Source organism: Citrobacter sp. Cpo091 (assembly GCF_030332645.1).
In the GTDB taxonomy this organism is placed as follows: Bacteria; Pseudomonadota; Gammaproteobacteria; order Enterobacterales; family Enterobacteriaceae; genus Citrobacter; species Citrobacter portucalensis.
On the sequence record NZ_JAOWHL010000033.1, the window covers coordinates 60,903 to 80,291 of the forward strand.

15 protein-coding genes and 2 pseudogenes are annotated in these 19,389 nt (G+C 47.2%); 11 read left to right on the top strand and 6 right to left on the bottom strand.

Annotation, left to right across the window (positions count from 1 at the left end):
- The 4 genes from tssA to OGY04_RS10510 are packed head-to-tail and all read left to right on the top strand — an operon-like array spanning nt 1 to nt 6,817.
- The gene (gene tssA, locus OGY04_RS10495; protein WP_071445493.1) at nt 1-1,422 is read left to right on the top strand and encodes a type VI secretion system protein TssA; all 1,422 of its coding nucleotides are present in this window, start codon (nt 1-3) and stop codon (nt 1,420-1,422) included.
- Between the two features lie 51 nt (nt 1,423-1,473).
- Nucleotides 1,474-4,959: a type VI secretion system membrane subunit TssM gene (tssM, locus tag OGY04_RS10500; RefSeq protein WP_502872414.1), complete on the top strand. Its 3,486-nt coding sequence runs from the start codon at nt 1,474-1,476 to the stop codon at nt 4,957-4,959.
- Between the two features lie 14 nt (nt 4,960-4,973).
- Nucleotides 4,974-6,314: a VasL domain-containing protein gene (locus tag OGY04_RS10505; protein WP_286585241.1), complete on the top strand. Its 1,341-nt coding sequence runs from the start codon at nt 4,974-4,976 to the stop codon at nt 6,312-6,314.
- A gap of 23 nt (nt 6,315-6,337) precedes the next feature.
- Entirely contained in the window at nt 6,338-6,817 is a 480-nt protein-coding gene (locus OGY04_RS10510; RefSeq protein ID WP_267447794.1) for an Hcp family type VI secretion system effector, read from the top strand.
- Between the two features lie 227 nt (nt 6,818-7,044).
- Here OGY04_RS10510 and OGY04_RS10515 read toward each other — a convergent pair whose 3' ends face one another.
- Nucleotides 7,045-7,827, bottom strand: coding sequence for a lipoprotein YafT (locus OGY04_RS10515; RefSeq protein ID WP_286585242.1), 783 nt, complete (start codon nt 7,825-7,827; stop codon nt 7,045-7,047).
- Nucleotides 7,828-8,903: 1,076 nt separating this feature from the next.
- On the opposite strand from OGY04_RS10515, the gene OGY04_RS10520 reads away from it, so the two are divergent.
- Nucleotides 8,904-9,164 (top strand): hypothetical protein, encoded by a 261-nt coding sequence (locus OGY04_RS10520; protein WP_286585243.1) that lies wholly within the window; start codon nt 8,904-8,906, stop codon nt 9,162-9,164.
- A 10-nt stretch (nt 9,165-9,174) separates the two neighbouring features.
- Nucleotides 9,175-9,441, top strand: coding sequence for a hypothetical protein (locus OGY04_RS10525; protein ID WP_286585244.1), 267 nt, complete (start codon nt 9,175-9,177; stop codon nt 9,439-9,441).
- An 87-nt stretch (nt 9,442-9,528) separates the two neighbouring features.
- On the opposite strand, the gene OGY04_RS10530 is transcribed toward OGY04_RS10525, so the two are convergent.
- The 3 genes from OGY04_RS10530 to OGY04_RS10540 form a co-directional block, all read right to left on the bottom strand.
- The gene (locus OGY04_RS10530; RefSeq protein WP_286585245.1) at nt 9,529-10,965 is read right to left on the bottom strand and encodes a hypothetical protein; all 1,437 of its coding nucleotides are present in this window, start codon (nt 10,963-10,965) and stop codon (nt 9,529-9,531) included.
- Nucleotides 10,966-11,119: 154 nt separating this feature from the next.
- Nucleotides 11,120-11,380, bottom strand: a complete 261-nt coding sequence (locus tag OGY04_RS10535; protein ID WP_286585246.1) for a helix-turn-helix domain-containing protein — start codon at nt 11,378-11,380, stop codon at nt 11,120-11,122.
- A 104-nt stretch (nt 11,381-11,484) separates the two neighbouring features.
- The gene (locus tag OGY04_RS10540; protein WP_286585247.1) at nt 11,485-11,745 is read right to left on the bottom strand and encodes a helix-turn-helix domain-containing protein; all 261 of its coding nucleotides are present in this window, start codon (nt 11,743-11,745) and stop codon (nt 11,485-11,487) included.
- 120 nt (nt 11,746-11,865) lie between these two features.
- On the opposite strand from OGY04_RS10540, the pseudogene OGY04_RS10545 reads away from it, so the two are divergent.
- The 5 genes and pseudogenes from OGY04_RS10545 to OGY04_RS10565 all read left to right on the top strand — a co-directional run bounded on the left by OGY04_RS10545 (nt 11,866) and on the right by OGY04_RS10565 (nt 16,263).
- Nucleotides 11,866-12,087: pseudogene (locus OGY04_RS10545) on the top strand (helix-turn-helix domain-containing protein).
- 1,127 nt (nt 12,088-13,214) lie between these two features.
- On the top strand, nt 13,215-13,727 hold the full coding sequence (locus OGY04_RS10550) for a hypothetical protein (RefSeq protein WP_286585248.1): 513 nt from the start codon (nt 13,215-13,217) through the stop codon (nt 13,725-13,727).
- Between the two features lie 102 nt (nt 13,728-13,829).
- Nucleotides 13,830-14,318 (top strand): annotated as a pseudogene (locus tag OGY04_RS10555) (transposase); the annotation flags it as partial.
- A 206-nt stretch (nt 14,319-14,524) separates the two neighbouring features.
- A complete protein-coding gene (locus tag OGY04_RS10560; RefSeq protein WP_286585249.1) occupies nt 14,525-14,962 on the top strand; it encodes a hypothetical protein in 438 nt (145 codons plus the stop codon).
- Nucleotides 14,959-16,263, top strand: coding sequence for a DUF6575 domain-containing protein (locus OGY04_RS10565; protein WP_286585250.1), 1,305 nt, complete (start codon nt 14,959-14,961; stop codon nt 16,261-16,263). Before OGY04_RS10560 ends, OGY04_RS10565 begins: the two co-directional genes overlap by 4 nt.
- Nucleotides 16,264-16,678: 415 nt before the next feature.
- Here the strand turns inward: OGY04_RS10565 and OGY04_RS10570 are convergent, their stop codons facing one another.
- Entirely contained in the window at nt 16,679-18,676 is a 1,998-nt protein-coding gene (locus OGY04_RS10570; RefSeq protein ID WP_286585251.1) for a heparinase II/III domain-containing protein, read from the bottom strand.
- 20 nt (nt 18,677-18,696) lie between these two features.
- Nucleotides 18,697-19,389, bottom strand: a 693-nt coding sequence (locus tag OGY04_RS10575; RefSeq protein WP_286585252.1) for an MFS transporter, incomplete at its 5' end; no start/stop codon positions are given.

Genomic DNA, 19,389 nt, shown 5'->3' on the forward strand with positions numbered 1-19,389 from the left:
ATGGCAATGGACTTACGTAACCCGGATACCTGGATATCGCACCTGCTGGAAAATCTGCCGGAAGAAAAACTGACCTCCGTGCTGAAAGACGATAATCCTGACTGGGAATATATCGACGGCGAAATGCTTAAACTCGGCTCGTTGGCTCACAGCCAGCTTGATATCCCGGAAATTCAGCGTCGGGGGCTGACGCTCATGGCGTCGGAAAGCAAGGATTTTCGCCTGCTCGCCCATCTGTTGCGTACTCTGCAACATGCCGGTGATCCGCTGCTGGCGCTGCGTTTACTTGCGCTGTATGTGGAGCATTACTGGACGCTGGCGGCACCGATAATGGCGCATAAAAAACGTTTTGCCGCCCAGGTCATCAAGCGTTTTGAGGCAGGCATTGCCGGTTTTGCAGAGAATGCCGCTGCGATGCAGCGCGACCTGCTGCTGGGTGAACTGGTGAAACTGGCGCTACTGTGGCAGGGCTGTAACGCGACTGAACTGGCGCAGGCAACGGACGATGTTGCTGCGCTGTACCAGCGGGCGTTTCGCGACAGCGAACCTGCCGCAACACCCGTTTCAGCACAATCTGCTGTCGCTTCTGTACCGCCTTCTGCCGCGCCGGTTGCGTCTGCCCCTGCGCCATCTTCGGTAGCCCCTGCACCGGTGGTGAATATCGACAGTCATGACGACAAAGCCTGGCGCGATACGTTGCTGAAAGTCGCTGCCATTTTATGTGAACGCCAGCCGGATGCGCCGCTTGGCTACCGTCTGCGCCGCCATGCGTTGTGGCTGGCAATTATCTCTGCGCCGCAGGCTGAAAGTAACGGACGCACGCCACTGGCCGCGTTTCCTGCCGATATGATGGATGATTATCAGGCGCGTCTGAACAATGCCGATATGACGCTGTGGCAACAGGTAGAGAAAAGCGTCCTTCTGGCGCCCTACTGGTTTGACGGTCATTACCTTTCAGCCCAGGCTGCGCAGCGCCTGGGCTATACCGCCGTGGCGGAGGCTATCCGTGAAGAAGCTGCCGGTTTTCTTACCCGTTTACCCCAGCTTTCCACTCTGTTGTTTAATGACCATACGCCCTTTATCAGCAGTCAAACAAAACAGTGGATGACTGCCACGCCGTCCTCCGTCCAGCCCGTATCAGCACAGCAATCCAGCGAGGAATGGCAGAACGCCCAGGCCTGTTTTACTGAACGGGGGCTGGAGGCTGCATTACGGTATCTGGATTCGCTGCCTGAAGGCGATCCCCGCGATCAGTTTTATCGTCAGTATTCCGGTGCGCAGCTTATGGAAGAAGCCGGACTGATCACCCTGGCGCAGCAACAGTATCGGATGCTGTTCAACACCAGCTTGCGAATAGTGCTGGCAGAGTGGGAACCATCGCTACTTGAGCAGCTTGAACAGAAGTTCACGGCAGAACAGTAAGAGATAACAGGAGTTTTTGTGAGATTACCGACCCCCCGACTGTTTAGTGGCATGAAATCAGTTCTGCGACCAGCGATGCCACGGTTTAAGGTCTCCGCGTTCTGGCTACTGGTGCTGGCATGGGTTTTCCTGCTAGTGTGGATCTGGTGGAAAGGCCCGTCATGGTCGTTGTATGACGAGCTGTGGCTTAAACCGCTGTCCAATCGCTGGCTGGCGACGTCGGCATGGGGGATTATCGCCCTGGGGTGGCTCACCGTCCGGGTGATGAAGCGCCTGCAACGGCTTGAGAAACAACAAAAACAACAACGTGAGGAAGCGCAAGACCCGCTGAGCGTCGAGCTGAATGCGCAACAGCGTTACCTCGACCGGTGGTTACTGCGTCTGCAACGCCATCTCGACAACCGTCGTTATCTGTGGCAACTACCGTGGTATATGGTCATCGGCCCTGCCGGGAGCGGTAAAACCGCACTGTTACGTGAGGGATTTCCGTCCGATATCATTTATACGCCGGAAACGGCACGTGATGCAGAACAACGCGTGTACCTGACGCCGCATGTCGGCAAACAGGCGGTGATTTTTGATATTGATGGCGCGCTCTGTGAACAGCCGGATGCTGATGTCCTGCACCGCCGATTATGGGAGCACGTTCTGGACTGGCTGGTGGAAAAACGAGCCCGCCAGCCGCTGAACGGGATCATTATCACTCTCGACTTACCTGACCTGCTGACGGCTGACAAACGCCGTCGTGAGCATCTGTTGCAGACGCTGCGCAGCCGTTTGCAGGATATGCGCCAGCACCTCCACTGTCAGCTACCGGTTTACGTGGTGCTGACGCGGCTGGATTTGTTACACGGCTTTGCCGCCCTGTTTCAGTCACTGAACAAAAAAGATCGCGATACGATTCTGGGTGTTACCTTCACCCGCTGCGCTCATGAAAACGAGGACTGGCGCGCGGAGCTGAATGCTTTCTGGCAGACATGGTGCGATCAAATGAACCATGCCTTGCCGGATCTGATGCTCTTGCAGACGCATATGCGCAGTTCTCTGTTCAGTTTTTCCCGCCAGATACAGGGAAGCCGGGACTACCTGGTCGCCCTGCTCGACAGCCTGCTGGACGGTGAAAATATGGATGTGATGCTGCGTGGGGTATACCTCACTTCGTCACTGCAACGGGGCCAAATGGATGACATCTTTACTCAATCTGCCGCCCGGCAGTATCGGCTGGATGGAAGTCCGCTGAACGCCTGGCCGCTGGTGGATACCGCATCTTACTTTACCCGCAATCTGTTTCCACAAGCGCTGCTGGCCGAGCCAAATCTGGCTGGAGAAAGCCGCACCTGGCTGATAAACAGCCGTCGCCGTCTTACGGCTTTTTCCGCAGTGGGTGGGGTGGCGGCATTACTGCTCATCACCGGATGGCACCATTATTATAATAATAACTACGCCTCCGGCGTACAGGTGCTGAAACAGGCGGAAGCCTTTATGGCGATCACGCCTCCGCAAGGGATTGATGACTACGGTAATATGCAACTACCGCTGCTTAACCCGGTGCGCGACGCGACGCTGGCCTATGGAAACTGGGATGACCGCAGTCGCCTGGCGGATATGGGATTGTATCAGGGACGGCGCGTCGGGCCGTATGTCGAACAAACCTATCTGCAACTGTTGGATCAGCGCTTTTTGCCTGCGCTGTTTAACGGTCTGGTGAAAGAAATGAATGCTGCACCGCCAGAGAGCGAAGAAAAACTCGCCGTGTTGCGTGTGATGAGAATGCTGGAGGATAAAAGCGGACGTAATCATGAAGTGGTTAAGCTGTACATGGCGAAGCGCTGGAGTGACGAGTTCCACGGCAAGCAGGACATCCAGGCGCAACTGATGTCGCACCTCGACTACGCGTTGAAGCACACCGACTGGCACGCAGAGCGTACAGCGGGCGACGGGGATGTCATCAGCCGCTGGACACCGTATGACGGTCCGGTGGTGGCTGCACAGAAAGAGTTAAGTAAACTACCTGTTTACCAGCGTGTTTACCAAAGTCTGAAAACACGGGCGCTTGGTGTCCTGCCTGCCGATCTGAACCTGCGCGATCAGATTGGTCCGACGTTCGATCAGATCTTCGTTGCCCCTGATGACAACAAACTGGTGATTCCGCAGTTTCTCACCCGCTATGGCCTGCAAAGTTATTTTGTGAAGCAACGTGATGCGCTGGTAGAACTGACAGCGATGGATTCCTGGGTGTTGAATCTTACCCAAAGTGTCAAATACAGCCAAGCCGATTGTGCTGAAATTCAGCGCCAGTTGACCGAGCAGTATATCAGCGACTATACCGCCACCTGGCGGGCGGGGATGGACAACCTCAATGTGCGCGATTATGAATCCATTGTACAACTGACCGGCTCACTGGAGCAGGTTATCAGCGGCGATCAGCCGTTGCAGCGTGCGCTGACGGCGCTGCGGGATAATACGCAGCCAGCCATTCTCTCTGAAAAGCTCTCTGATAAAGAGCGAGAAGATATGCAGGCAGAGCCGGATTATCGCCTGCTGACGCGTCTCGGACATGAGTTCGCACCGGAAAACGCTACCCTGGCAGTGCAGAATAACAAGGAAAATACCTTACAGGCGGTCTATCAGCAGCTAACGGAACTGCATCGCTACCTGCTGGCTATCCAGAATGCGCCGGTACCGGGGAAATCGGCGCTGAAAGCTGTTCAGCTCCGCCTTGACCAGAACAGCAGTGACCCTATATTTGCTACCCGCCAGATGGCGAAAACGCTTCCTGCACCACTTAATCGCTGGGTGGGTAAACTCGCCGACCAGGCCTGGCATGTGGTGATGGTGGAAGCGGTTCACTATATGGAAATTGACTGGCGTGACAACGTGGTGAAACCGTTCAACGAACAGCTTGCAAATAACTATCCGTTTAATCCACGTTCATCCCAAGATGCCTCGCTGGATGCATTTGAACGTTTCTTTAAACCGGACGGTGTGCTGGATACCTTTTATCAGCAGAACCTGAAACTGTTTATTGAGAATGATTTAAGTCGTGACGGGGGGGACGGCGTGATTATCCGTGAGGACATCATCCGGCAACTGGATACCGCGCAGAAAGTCCGTGACATATTCTTCAGTAAGCAGAATGGCCTGGGAACACAGTTTGCGGTGGAGACCGTCTCGCTTTCCGGCAATAAGCGCCGCAGTGTACTGAATCTGGACGGGCAATTAATTGACTACAGCCAAGGGCGTAATTACACCGCTCATCTGGTCTGGCCGAACAACATGCGGGAAGGTAATGAAAGCAAACTGACGCTGGTTAGCACCAATGGTGGGGCACCGCGAAGTATCAGTTTCAGTGGGCCGTGGGCGCAGTTCCGGCTATTTGGCGCAGGCCAGTTAACCAGCGTGGAAGAGGGGACATTCAGCGTGCGCTTTAACGTGGACAGTGGCGCGATGGTCTACCGGATACACGCTGATACTGAAGACAACCCGTTTAGTGGTGGACTGTTCAGTCAGTTCCGGCTAGCGGACACGCTGTACTGAGGAAGGAGACCGGGATGAGCAACGACGCACTCATACAAACTATCGTCACTGGCAGTGATCCGCGTAATCTGCCGGAGTTCATCGCTATTCGCGAGGAAATCAACAAGGCTAGCCACCCGTCTCAGCCGGAAATGAACTGGAGGCTGGTGGAATCGCTGGCGCTGACAATTTTTAAGGCTAATGGCGTGGATTTGCACACGGTCACTTACTACACCCTGGCGCGTACCCGCACGCAGGGGGTGGTCGGTTTTTGTGAAGGAGCCGAACTGCTGGCGGCAATGATTACCCATGAATGGGACAAATTCTGGCCGCAGGGTGGATCTGCTCGTACTGATATGCTGGACTGGCTTAACACCCGTAGCGGAAATATCCTGCGCCAGCAGACCTCCTTTGCGGAAAGCGACCTACCTCTGCTGTACCGTACCGAACGGGCCTTACAGCTTATCTGTGACAAACTCCAGCAGGTGGAGCTTAAACACCCGCCGCGTGTGGAGAATCTGCTTTATTTTGTACAGAACACGCGCAAACGGCTGGAGCCGCAACCCCGGAATAATACAGATGCTGTCCCACAGGCCACCGTCAGAACGCTGGTCTATGCCCCGGAAAGTAATGCGCCCATGGCTACTGAGACAGTCTCTTCTCTCCCCGAGTTGCCAGAGATGAGGGTGGAAGTCCGTGGTCTGGCGGATAATGGGTGTATTGCCGTTCAGGGCAGTCCGGTGAAAGGTTTTATGGCCGGTATCGCCGCTACTGCGGTTATCGCCGCAGTACTCTGGTGGTGGCTGGTGTACCCGATGCAACAGCAACTGGCACAGGTCAGGGATACGGCACAGGGCGCGGCAACGGTCTGGCTGACATCACCGGACCTGGACAGTTACGGACAACAGTTGCAACTGCTTCCTGATACGTCGCCATTACAACTGCTGGAGACCGGGATGCAGATGATGCGCACAGCGGACACTCGCTGGCCGGAAAGCCTGCAACAACAACAGGCCTCTGCTCAGTGGAGTGAAACCCTGAAAACTCGAGCACAGAACAGTCCACAGCTACGGGGCTGGTTACAGACTCGCCAGGATTTACACGCCTTTGCTGACCTTGTGATGCAGCGCGAGAAAGAAGGACTGACACTTTCTTATATAAAAAATGTCATCTGGCAGGCCGAGCGTGGGTTGGGTCAGGAGACGCCGCTGGAATCATTGCTGACGCAGTACCAGGACGCCCAGACACAGGGCCAGAACACGCAGGCGCTGGAAAAACAGATTAATGAGCGACTGGACAGCGTGTTAAGCCGCTGGATGCTGCTGAAAAACGGCGAAATGCTGGAAGCAACAACTGAAATCAAAACCGAAAAATAACGACGAAATAAAAGGAGTTTATTATGGCAAATCCGGTTTATATGACATTGAACGGCGACCTTCAGGGGCTGATCTCCGCAGGCTGTTCTTCCATGGCCTCCATTGGCAATAAAGCGCAGATTGCGCATACGGATCAGATTATGGTGCTGGGTTTGTCCCACGCACTGACTCGCGCACAGAACGTGAATCATCAGACGCTGGTGATCCAGAAGCCGGTGGATAAATCCTCCCCGTTACTGACTAAAGCCATCAGTGAGAATGAGTGTCTGACCTGCGATTTTGAGTATTATCGTACCAACCGCTTTGGCATTAATGAACTGTATTACAAAGTGAAGCTGATTAATGCCCGTATCGCCAGCATCAAGCATGTTGTGCCGCACACCATTAATAACAGCCAGGGGCAACCGGAAGAATCATTGTCACTGAGCTATGAAAGTATTACCCAGGAGCACTGTATTGCTGGAACCAGCGCCTATAGCTTGTGGGAGGAGCGGCTTTTCTGAGGAATATACATTGTGAAGAGTATTTATTTCGATCCAACCATCATTGCAGCTCTTGTCTGCAAAAATATCTGGGGGCTATAGCAAAAGTCGAAGTTGTCTGGTTAATCCCGCATAGATATTCTACGCGGTCAATGGCATTATCTGTCAGCAAAAAAGGTGAGCCGTACACCCTGAAATTTTCATATCGATGGCTACCGCCGCAAATTATCGGCGGTAGCCAGGACGGATTACTGGTAACGGTTCACCAGGTCTTTAACCATTGATGCATAGGTTTTTTGCTTAAGCTGCGAAAATTGCCTTTCAGCAGTTGCTTCTGCGGCATTTTTTTTCCCTGGCAGTGGTAGCAGCATTTTATCTTCATAATTGACCGGCGACCAGGTAGCCCATTCACCTGTTGCCACGTCCACTAGAGTGAAACGCACCAGATAACGTAGTGATGTATTGTCGGTTAGTTTTTCATTTTTATAATCTGACCAGACCATGTTTTTTGTCGCAGCGTCATATTTGCCTGACTGCAATGTATCCTGATAAACGATGATTGCTTTCTGATGACCTTTCGCGGCGACATAACGCAGAGCCTGCATCCAGTTCATGTTTTCTACAACAGCAATATCCTGGCTCTCGTCTTTATTTTTATCTTTATTACAAGTCACGGTCTTTTGCCTGTCCGGGATACCGGAGAAGGTTGCGACGGTATAATATCGACTCATTTCCTGCTGCATGATAGCTTCCGGTGCTCGGCTACCGGACTGTACCAGAATAACAGGTGAACTCAGAGGTACGCGAAATACATTCCCTTCCAGCGCAGCCTGGATCTCCTCTTCGGACACCGCCAGCGTAGTTTCATTGCCAAAAATATCCTTGTCCGTCAGTTGCTGTGCTGAAGCAGTCTTACTTACGCCGTTCTCTGTCCGTGCCCCTGCTTTCTTTGCATCAATAGGAGAGTGTGGCGTGCAGCCAGCCAGCAGAAATACTGCTGTACATAAAAATACTGCTGACCTGGAATTCATGTTTGCATCCTCAATGGCGTCAGGTTTTCACTGCAATTATTTATCTAAAAATTTAAACTGAATTATACACATGAAATAAAGACCTAAAAAGAGAATTGCTGTTTATTAAAATATTCAGTTAAATAATAATTGATGGTTTTATATGTATTATTTAAATATATGCAATCCTATTGCAGAGTATAGTTTATCCGTGTGGGGCTGGCTGGCTGGCTGGCAGTATTATTGGGAGAATTATAACAGTACGAAGAGTTTTTGGGGGGGCAATATTCAGGAGTAAAACTATATTATTGCCTTAACACTAATATTGTTTTGTTCTCCTGAATGAATTTAAGCCGGGAATAAATGATGAAAATTCTGGAATATACAACATCAGAGTAAGACAAGAAGCGTCTCCTTCGGATCAGATTTTAAGATTTCGGGTATACAGGTGGGGTGGCGGTGTGTCTCAACGTCCTGGATTCGCCCATGCTCTTGAGTGTTGCCGAGAAAGGTAGATGCCAGCAGCTTACGCGCGACTTCTGCCAATCTAATTTGTGTATAAGAGTAGACGAATTGGAGGTGAGCAGTTGGCAAAGTTCGATGAAGAGTCCGTTTCGCCAAAAGCAAAAAACCCGCCATAGGCGGGTTCTTCTAAATAGTGGTGCCGGACTCGGGATCATACTCACGATTAACTTACTGTTTATTATTGTTTTTGTTGGAAAAACGATCAAGCAGAGCCCTCACGAAAGCCCCCATAAAAAATCGCTTTTTTTTGTGATGTTTGTCACGAAAATTACACTGTAGTTAGATTCTCTTGGTTTTGCTATTCGGGCAACTGGAGGGGCGTTGGGACCGCAGTAAGAGACCAGCGAGTTGTTATTTCCTATTGAAGTCAGAATAATTATTCTGACTCAGAGGGAGGCTCATTTGTGTTAACTTCCGCCCTCTCATTCTCTAAACTTTTTGATGGTGCTAAATTATCTGTTTTTATTCTATTATAATACAATGACTTATAGAGTGATGTTTAGTATGATTGAAATTTAGCTTGATAGAGCCTCCAGAATTGTATACTTTGGTTAAGAGTCGAGGAGGGTAATATGACACGCACTATTGAAGCCCTAAAGCTCATTGTAGACGAACTTGAGGAACACAGTGAAAGGTTAAATTCCATTGAAGAACGTGAGCGTATCTCAGCTAAGGTTGCTGACCACCAAGCTCGAGAAATCGAACAATTAAAAGTTCGTGTTCGCGACATGGAAATACGAGAAAAATCTCGAACTGGTACACCTAAGAAAAATTTGGCGGAAGAATATAATCTTTCTCCTGGACGTATTAGTCAAATAACTAAAACACATTGAGGTAATGTAAATGGGAACACTTACTCAGCAAGGAGCGTTTCGTAAAGATCGTAATGCTCTAAACAGAGCAAAAAAAGAGAAAGTAACCACTGCAGAAATCATTAATGAAATGGCTGCAACACATTCCAATCCAAATTCAGCTCAAGCATTTGCTGAAGCAGCCGGAGCAGTGATTCATGTTGAAGCTAATATGAATAAAGAGACGCCGATCCATGATGCGTTTGAGGCAATTCTAGAAAGGCGTAAAGTGCTTGAAAAAAGTGGTAGCACAGCTTAATCCATATTCTCTTACCTTTACACTATTATTCTTTATCTCAGGTCACAGATAGTTAATTTGTGACCTTTTTTGAAGAGTTAGAATTCATTAGCCAAATCTTATATGACTTGATGCTAGTGTTTTAAATTCGGTCGTTTTCATTGTTTTTTCTAAAGTATTACTATTGGAAATCAGATAATCTAGAATCTGCTTTAGCTTATCACTAACGACATTGGTTCTTATATTAGTTAGGATCTGTACCGCATGATTTCTACAGTTTGAGTTAGACAATAAGTGGTAAATTTCTTGGTTATATAATGCGATAATGACTTGAACAATATTATCATCTCCTAGCATATTCAGTATTGAATCGTATATAACTTTGCCTGAAGGAGAAACACCCAAGTTATACGAAACACCATTGCCAATACGACACGATAAAATAATACGAATTAACTTTTCTTTACGCTCGTTAGGAATGTCTGCTTCATTGGATATGTAACTTAAAATTTTTCTAGCATGAGGGACTTCATTATAGAAATTATCCCAACCACTATGGGCAGAACTTAGGTCATCTAAATGCTCATCTAAAATAATAACCCTAGCTTCAAGAGTTTTAAATTGATTACCAGAACAGAATTCAAAAAATTCGTTACCTGCTGAAAATTTATCGTTGTGCAAGTTGGTTCGATAGCCATCAAGTGCAACACCTAGCTTATATTTAAGATTATTATCTGCGTGTTCCCAAACTGTTGGCGCAATAAGAGAGATGTTTTTCTTAAGGATATTATTTGCACCAGCGCCAATATACATACCGAAGATTGTCTGAAGGACATTATCACAATTTCTTGTATGTAGCTGTTTAAGACCGTTTTGCATATGTTGTAAACTAGAACTACTGATGACTTCTGTTTGATTACGCAGATTTTCAACAAAAGCTTTAACTTGTAATGCTGCTTCTGAAGGTGTGTCATTGATAACTTCTTGCACGCATGTTTGTAACCACCCCATCAGTTCAAACGCATTGATTTTCGCATCATTAGGATGACTGGCGCCAATATCATTGCGCATAATTAGAATATGGGTGAGTTTTTTATAAATTGAGTCGGAGATTAACTCCAATTTAGCGCAATTATCAAGAAGAACTTTGTCTTTAATACCACTTAAGTCATTTTCGGTACTAAATAGGTCTCTATGTTTACCGCCAACAGCAGCGTCAAAGAATAGTTCCAAACCATAAATAATCGTCTTTCTTCGTAAGTTAAGAACTACTTCGTTCCAAACATAATTTAACGCAGCATCAAACAAGCCAATAGCACTTGCTGCCGCAAATTTGGACAAATATCTAGACTCTCGCTTAACTTCTTCTGGTAACGTCATCACAAACTGAGGAAAGTTTGTTTGGACAACTTGACGTTCCATCGTTGAAGCAAGAACATTTTCTTTTGGTAATCCAAGTGACTCCAAAAATTGCTCGAACCGATTAAAATCTGTTGAGGCGAGTTGCCCTTGTGTTTGTGTGCCAATTATTTCATTTGTGCTCATTTTTATCCTTGTTTTTTTGTATGGTTTAATTACTTAGCTGTGTGCTAACTGGTTGTTCGGATGTATTTGATCTTTTCCAAATATTGCCGATAGGCTAAATCAGAGATCTGGTTGGGAAGAAATTACATATTCTGATACTTTAACTTTAAATATATTAAAGATTATTTGACCATTGATTATGTGCTTTCAGCACAACCTCAGCAAAATCATCATCAACCGTATAAAAATAACACTCTGGGACATTAAGCACCTTAGCAAACGCGCACATAATCTCAAATGTTGGGCGATGTATACCGCTTTCATATTGGGATATGCGTGATCGTGCAGTGGCTTCTTCAATACCAGCCAGTACGCCTAGCTTTTCTTGAGTGAGATTGGCTTGTAAACGAGCTGTTTTAAGGCGAATGGGCAACATGATGGCACCATCAATAAGGATACTGATAGCATGTTTAGCACTACTTTACATGTAGGTTGCTTAGACTTCCTGAACAATAGAGGGGGGGGATTTATTTGCATTCGTTAAGAATGACTCTGATATTTAAGGTAAAGCTCCAGAACCATCTTAGCAAAATCATCGTTAACGGTGTAAAAGTAACATTCCGGCACATTAAGTACCTTTGCAAATGCGCACATCATTTCAAACGTCGGACGATGTATTCCTCCTTCATACTGAGACACGCGGGAACGTGCAGTTTCTTCTTCAATGCCAGCAAGAACTCCCAATTTTTCCTGAGTTAGATTAGCCCGTAGTCGGGCAGCTTTGAGACGAGTAGGTAGCATTCATTACACCATCAATGATCATACATTGACTTAGTGTTTAGCATTACTTAACATCTTGGTTGTTTAGATTATCTGAACAAATGATGTTTAATGTGAGGCCACAAAATAAGGATCATGGAGATGATTGATAAGGATTGGCACCCGGCAGATATCATCGCCGGGTTAAGAAAGAAGGGAACAACATTGGCGGCCGTTTCCCGAAAAGCGGGGTTAGCGTCTTCCGCGCTGGCAAACGCGTTAACAAAACACTGGCCGTAAGGGGAAAAGCTGATTGCGGAAGCGCTGGGGGTTTCACCTGCGGAAATCTGGCCTTCCCGTTACAACAAATCAGAAGATCGTTAAAGTAAAACAGGATCTCGGACTCGGAACTGTAACTACGAATAACATAATGTTTTTTTTATGCTTTTTATAGTATTTGTTACAAGTAAAGCCCCCACAAAACCCCCCGTAAAGGATTGCTTTGGTTTTGTGATGCTTATCACGATAAAAACGGTGCTTAAGGAGAGGGGCTTCGTTATATGGCCAAGTTTTTATATAACGCTAGAATGGATTGGTTTAAATTTCTAATAGAAATTACTCTATCTGAATAGTCAGATAGAGTAATTTTAAACCAGCCGACGCTTCGCCCAGAAAGCATACTCTGCTTCTCATCGAACCAATGGTGATAATGCTTCAAATCTGTGAATTTCACCTCATCGTTAATAAGCTCCTGAAGGTTGCTTAATTATTCTTCTGTTTTTCGAGCTATCGTTTTTCGTCAGAGAGAAGGCTGATAAACCCTGCTGGAATCGAAGGTTCTGAAACGTTCTGTAGAGTTAGTGACGATAACAGCGGGTGATCCCCGCGGCGTTTTGCCTGATCTGAAACCGACGCAGATGGCTTCAGCTTAGCAGGCTGATTGGGTAATTGTGACGGTTTGTGAAATTTTTGATGGCTGAATTTCGTTTCTGTATGATGGTAACCAACTGAGGTGTAACATGTTTTTAGATAGATTTGTCTCTATTTCGCTATGAAATAAGAAACCATGCGTCTTCCTACATTGTTATGTATTGCGTAAAATGTTTCTACGCGTTTGTGGCGGGTTTTCGGGTGGTTTGTTGCCTCTTTACCGGCTATCCGCCAGAAACGCTACCACCCGTTTTGGCTGTGCGTACAACTTGGACGTTATGATAAATGCCCTGAACTAATGTCGGCAATGAGAGAGAAGCAGAAATTGGAGTAGCCAGAGACTATCTAAAAATGAACGGTACGGAAGGCTGGGGGTATACAAAGCAATAGCAATAAAGTTGGTAAACCTCATAGCCACTGAAGCTTATGGCCGCTGTCGCTCCTACAGCACCTTTAGAGCCGAGTCGTGGATAGCAAACTAATTTTCGAAATCAAACCCATAACAATGATACTTTGATTTTTAGAGTAAAACCAATTAGGTTTATTTAAATACTAACGTGATGGATCTTTAGAGGTGAGGAATGGAAAAGGTAGACACAGAGTTCAAATTAGGTAGGTTTTTTTTGTCTTTTGTGATATTCGCATATGTTATTTCTTACACTTTACTAACATTGAAATTTCTAATAATGTCTTATCAAGGTGATTACTCATTTATCCCAGAGATAAATAGCACTGAAGCTGGCTTTAGTGATAGTTTGATGCCATTAGCCTTATTTACAATATTTGGTGCTATATTAGGTGGCTCAACTTTGGGGATTATATCATTGCATAGATATTCTGCTATTGAGAAGTCTTTAGATATAGATCATATATGGGGATATTTGATGGCTCCTATTTTATCCATCATCATAGGGATTTTGATATTTTGCTTTTTACAAAGTGGTATATTTGTTTTAACAGGTCAGTCTGATACAATAAATATGACAAAAAATATAAAAATAGGATATTTATCATTAGGGGCGATTTGTTCGTATAATTGGGATGTTTTCATTATGAAGCTTCAAAAGTTATCAAGTCGCATTAAGGATGCTTGAACAAATTCTAGCAATCAAAGCTGATTAGCTTTGGATAAGACCCTGCAGTGTCCCTTGATCGTCTGAGTGATAGTAACAGTCTGTTTCCACAACATATTAGCTATGGCTCGCTACGACCTTAATGATGGAGAATGGGCTTTCATCCAGCCTTTACTACCCGCTCAACCTGCAACACCGCGAGCCGGGCTCCCATGGGCGGAGCATCGTATGATCATCAACGGCATGTTCTGGGTTCTCTGCTCTGGTGCCCATAGTGCGATTTACCTGAGTGATACGGACTATGTAATACCGCTTTAACCATGGTCAAAGTCAGAAGTGATTAGCATTATTTCAATATATTACTTTCTTCTTATGATGCCCACGGCCTCGTTGACTGGTCAGCTACTGCACTGGATTGCAGCAATATCCGGGCGCTAAGGTACGCTATCTGTGCGCAAAAAAACATGTCGATATCACCGGAGATAACAGTCTAGGTTGCTCTCGCGGTAGTTTTGTACCCAAATCCTTCCGTTAAACATCGCGCTGAGCCCAAGACCGGCTCGCGAAAACTTGTTATCTCAGCGTCTTCTGGATGACATCGGTGTTCAACGTTAGAGCGACAGCATAAAGCATCGTGGTTATGCATCGAAGGACAAGTCCTAATGCCATGAAATAGTTTATTGCGTTATAATTCAACTTGTTATCCATTGCCATTTTGTGGCATTTTGCACGGTTTGATCGTATTTTATTCAATTCTGTTTGTTTTTACGTATGACTATAATTAGTATGGACAAGGACTCTTTCGATTTAGGTTAAGTATGGTGAACAACAAGTTAGCGGATCGTATTGATAAGAAAACCTCATTTCCTGAATGTTTTCCTGGGGGAGTACCTCCTGAGGGCGCTGCTGCCGCTAATGGCGAGTACTTTCGAATAACCAATAAGAGAAAGCCCACTAAAGATTGCTTCTTAGCCGACTATCAAAAAGATCTTGATGATGTTTTAACTAGACCTGAATTGATTAAAATTTGCTCCTTTGGGATTTCTCTACAAAACTCCATTGAAGGAGCTAAAGAAACCATCGGACGGTTTAAAAATGCAACGATGAAAAGATATATAGCTAAAGCGAATCTTTCACCAGAAATTGGCTTGATAATGCAAACACTTGAGCAAAAACATCATCATACACTTTGGACATATTCTGGTGTTGAGCTATCTCCTCTATTCAAATGCGTTGAAATGGTGGAGCCAAGATGAAAAAAATATTCACTAAAACAGATGTTCACGGCGAATTATTTTTCAACGTAATTTATGATTATTTTGATGGCCCGAAATTATTTTCACTTATCGATGGCAAAGGCGATTATTTCTTCGGTTATTGGATAGACGAGTCTGATGAAAAATTGTCATGGATACTTATTTCAATTACAAAGAATAGACTTTTAAAATTCGAATCAAAAGAATTTGATATTTTCGATGCTTTAGAGAAAAAAGAAGAGCCATTGTTCTATGTGGTTGATACATTTTATAAAAAACCATGTTTTTCACAAACACTAACTTTTATAGGCAATGTAAAAGAAAAAATCGAAATGCCTGATAAAGGTCTGAAAATTAGTTTTACTAATAAAGTTATTAGTGATCAGGAAATAAAAGAAATAAAAGAATGCAATGCTCTTTTTGCGGATTATTCTATTCATGTAGACAAACCTGTAAAAAGCAGAGCAAAAATTGACTTCAGAGCTGCTCTTCCCAGTTTTGACATTATCGAAGAGTTTTATACGGAGTTTTTGTCCTCCTTCAAGTTACAGGATAAATTAATTCCAGTGGCCGGGAAGCCGGGATCGTTCATATTGGATTTCAATTCAAAAAAATTCTCATTAGCAGAACCTATTCTTCTAAAGTTGTTTGACCTCATTAAAAATAGAAAAGATGTTAGTGAACTGATAAAGAGGGAAAAAGTTCCAACACAAGCACTTGAGAAGCTATTCAATCATATCATTGAGAATGATGTCATTATAGACATTACTAACAAACATAGTGACAAAAATATAATAAAGATCACCAAAAACGATGCTGAGTTTTATATTAAAAAATTAAATAAATTAGCTCAGCTTAATGTTACCAGCCATCAGGTTCCTCAGGCTGATACTTTACTGAAAATTTATTCCATTGTTGATAATGTATGGCAGAATGGTTTTTTAGACAAAGAGACGGTAGATTTGTCTTCTCGACACATAGCTTACTATTCTGACGCAGCAAAAATACTTGGTTTAATATCCAATACTAATAGCATTACTTCTATTGGGCAACAGTTGGTATTAAGTGAAATAAATAAAAAGCATTCAATTGCTGCTCAATGCTTTGAAAATAGCCACTGTGGTTGGACGTGGGTTACCTGGAGCGAGGTCGCGAGTATTACTGATGTAAACCCTGAAACAGCGAGAGAGTTTCTGGATTCTTGCGCTCCAACACTAAGTCAGAAAACGAGAGAAAGGCGAGCTAGGACACTTAGAACGTGGTGTAAAGAATTAAAAGTACATTATCGAAAATGGGATTGATGATACGAAAATATCAACAATCGCGTAATGTATTTAATTTGCAGTAACTGCTTATTAAACGTCAAAGTCCTAATCGACTTTGACGTACTCTAAAGCTACTCCATATCAATTTTGATATTTTTCTACTGATCACTTCTAACTACAGATACTGCAAACTGGTATCAGCTTGACCATTTCCCCGCTGATTAATACACAGCAATGTTAGTAAGAGCTTTTAGCAGCGGTAAAAGAGCCTTATCCATTTTAAATGTCAGGGCACAGATAACTGACTGATGCGATTTCCCTTTTCTCTCCGGCACTGGTAATCAAAAAAACCAGCCCTAAGGCTGGTTCTCCTGAATTCAGCCGCTCCGTGTTCAAATGTCCTGGTTGTGGAAGATAGCGTATCGTCAGACATAATCGCCGATTTAAGGTATCAGATAGGGTGGGTGATGATATCCCGCTGTAAATCCGAGGCGATATTGACAGTATTTTGCCGCAGCGAAATAAACACGTTACGCATCAGGTCTTCTTCCGGGTGCAGGTCAATGACGTGAACGCTGATGAACTCCGGTGCCCGTGAGCGCGTTTTCAGGTAGCTCAGTGACGTCAGGGGCGGGTTTGCCGGGCCCTGCAACTGGTGGAGCTCTGCCTTCGGATCACTGCAGGCGCAGTGGATCTGGATTTTTTTCCCCATCAGGGTGCGGAACGGCACCTTCACTGTCCGGCCCATCGGACTGACGAAGCATTCGCTGAAGTAAAACATCGGGTCGCTTTCGTCATAATCGCGCAGGGGCAGGTAGCTTCCGGTGGTTATCAGCCGTTCGCCGTCAATGTGCAGAATGTTATCCAGCTGACGGCGGTGGGGGTTGGTCACGCGGGTGATATCCACCACCATGTGTTCATACACAATCACCTTCCGGCGATAAACGATGTCCCGGTAGGCGTGGGTGTTCCACTCCACGCGGGTCAGGCAGGGTACCTCGGCCGGGGGCTCACGCCAGTCTACCTCGACCGTCACCTCGGCGTACTTTTCCGTCTCTGTAAAGCTCAGTGTCTGTGGACTGGCGGGCGGCTGGTTGGACTCTTCTGCGCACAGGACGTTATGGGTGAGCGTGTTCTTGTAGTAGCTGTAGTGCATCGGTGCCCCGTAACCGGTAGTCCCCATGTCAGGAAGAATGGCCACGTTCTGGTCGTAAATAATGAGCCCGGGCTTATCGTAGTGATCGTGCTCGCCCCCGTAGGGGGTGTGCTTGACGACCACCGCCCGACCCTGATCGGGATTGCGGAAGATGGTGATGCCGTTATCCGGGTCGTGATAATTGCCCGTCTCCTGGACCGGCTCTGTGATGCGCAGCCGCGGATCGCCGTACAGGAAGGCACCCAGGCTGGTCCGGGGCTCCTTGTCATAGATGATGGAGAGCATGCGCGCATAGTTGTCTTCCCCGTAGCAGGCGTAGGCAAACTCGTAAAGGTCAGGATAGGTCACCGTATCTTTCATCGGGATGCAGTCATTGAATGTGGGCTCGGTGTCGTCCGGCATCAGCAGCTTAATGGGCAGGTCGAGCATTTTCCTGTAGTACGGCTGGCTCATCAGGCTGTAGTCCTGGTGGGCATAGCGGACCATGCGCTCAAATTCGAAGAAGCCCTGCAGGGCATAATGGTGATAGTGCAGGGACCCTTCAAACCACAGGCCGCCTTTGAGGACCCCACACCTGAGCTGGTCGTGCAGACCCCAGACGGCATTGACGCCGGTCTGCAGGTAGCGGGGGTCATCCAGCACCGCGCCGGTCATAGCCAGCGCACTGTTGATCCGCACTTCATGGTTATGCAGTTGCTTCCAGCGCTTACTGATGAGAAATTCGGCGCATGCCCGGAGTAAATCACGCTCGATGGTGGTCCGCTCTGCCGGGGCCAGTGCGTCATAGATGAGATCGTAGCCCTTCACAAACCCGGACAGACACAGGGCTTCACAGAGCGTCTGGGCATTCATTTTCCCGGGGCCGTTATAGGGGATCCCGCCGTGCTCGGCATAGCCGGGGTAGTAGCGCGCGTACGCCATGAGGATATCCCGTACTATCGTGAAATAGACCTTCTCCCCGGTCAGCATCCAGGCGATACCCAGTTCATAACAGGCCCGGGCGTTCAGATCGTTGAGTTTTCGCCACCAGGCGCCCCGGTACGGTTCCCCCGTCAGAACTTCGTTATCGACCGGGCAATGGTAGGCTTCCGGTGAGAGCCGGTCCCACATAAGCGGGACGCCATGTTTCGGGCAGTAGTAGAAGAGCTCCCAGCTGGCACATCCTGTTTCGGGGACCAGAACGGGGTGGTTAAGCACGACCTCATTGTCTTTGCGTATTTTGTTAAGGATGCGTGGATCGTCGAGGCTGGCCTGTCTCAGGCGCTGGATATCGGACGGACTGAACTGTTTCATGATGCTTTCTCCTGGTGGGGTCAGAGACCCGGGTTAAGGACAGTGTCACGGAGGGGATCGGAACGGGGAATGCTGAGCAGGGTCCAGAGCAGGACGGCTCCGATAAGATCGAGGAAGCCCAGCACGTCGAAGACCAGGCTGTAGCCGATACTGGCCACGGCGATCCCGATCAGCAGCGTCCCGATAAATCCCCCCACGCCGCCGACCAGCCCGGCAAAGCCGGTGACGGTGCCGACCTCGTCCTCGCTGAAGAATTCAGCCGACATGCTGATCACCGTGATGGAGGCACACTGGTGGGCGAACCCGGCGACGCAGAAGAGGGTGATAGCCATCCCGGTGGTGGTGACAAAGTTGAGCAGCGGGATAAGCATCATCAGGCAGGCGGCCAGGGTGAAGGTGATGCGTTTGGCGTTGATGAGGGTGATCCCGCGCCGGTTAAGCCACTGGGCAAACAGGCCCGCAAAGAGGCAACCTGCGTCGGCGGTGAGGAACGGCAGCCAGGCGAAGAGGGCAATTTGTTTCAGATCCAGATGGCGGACGGTCACCAGATAGAGGGGCATCCAGAAGCCCAGCGCGGCCCAGGTGGGGTCCGCAAACAGGCGGGGCAGCGAGATGGCCCAGAGGTTCCGCCGGGGCAACAGCGATTTCAGCGAGACGCGGCGCGTGACTTTCGTGCGCTTTGCTTCCCGGCCAATCAGGCCGAGCTCCTCTTC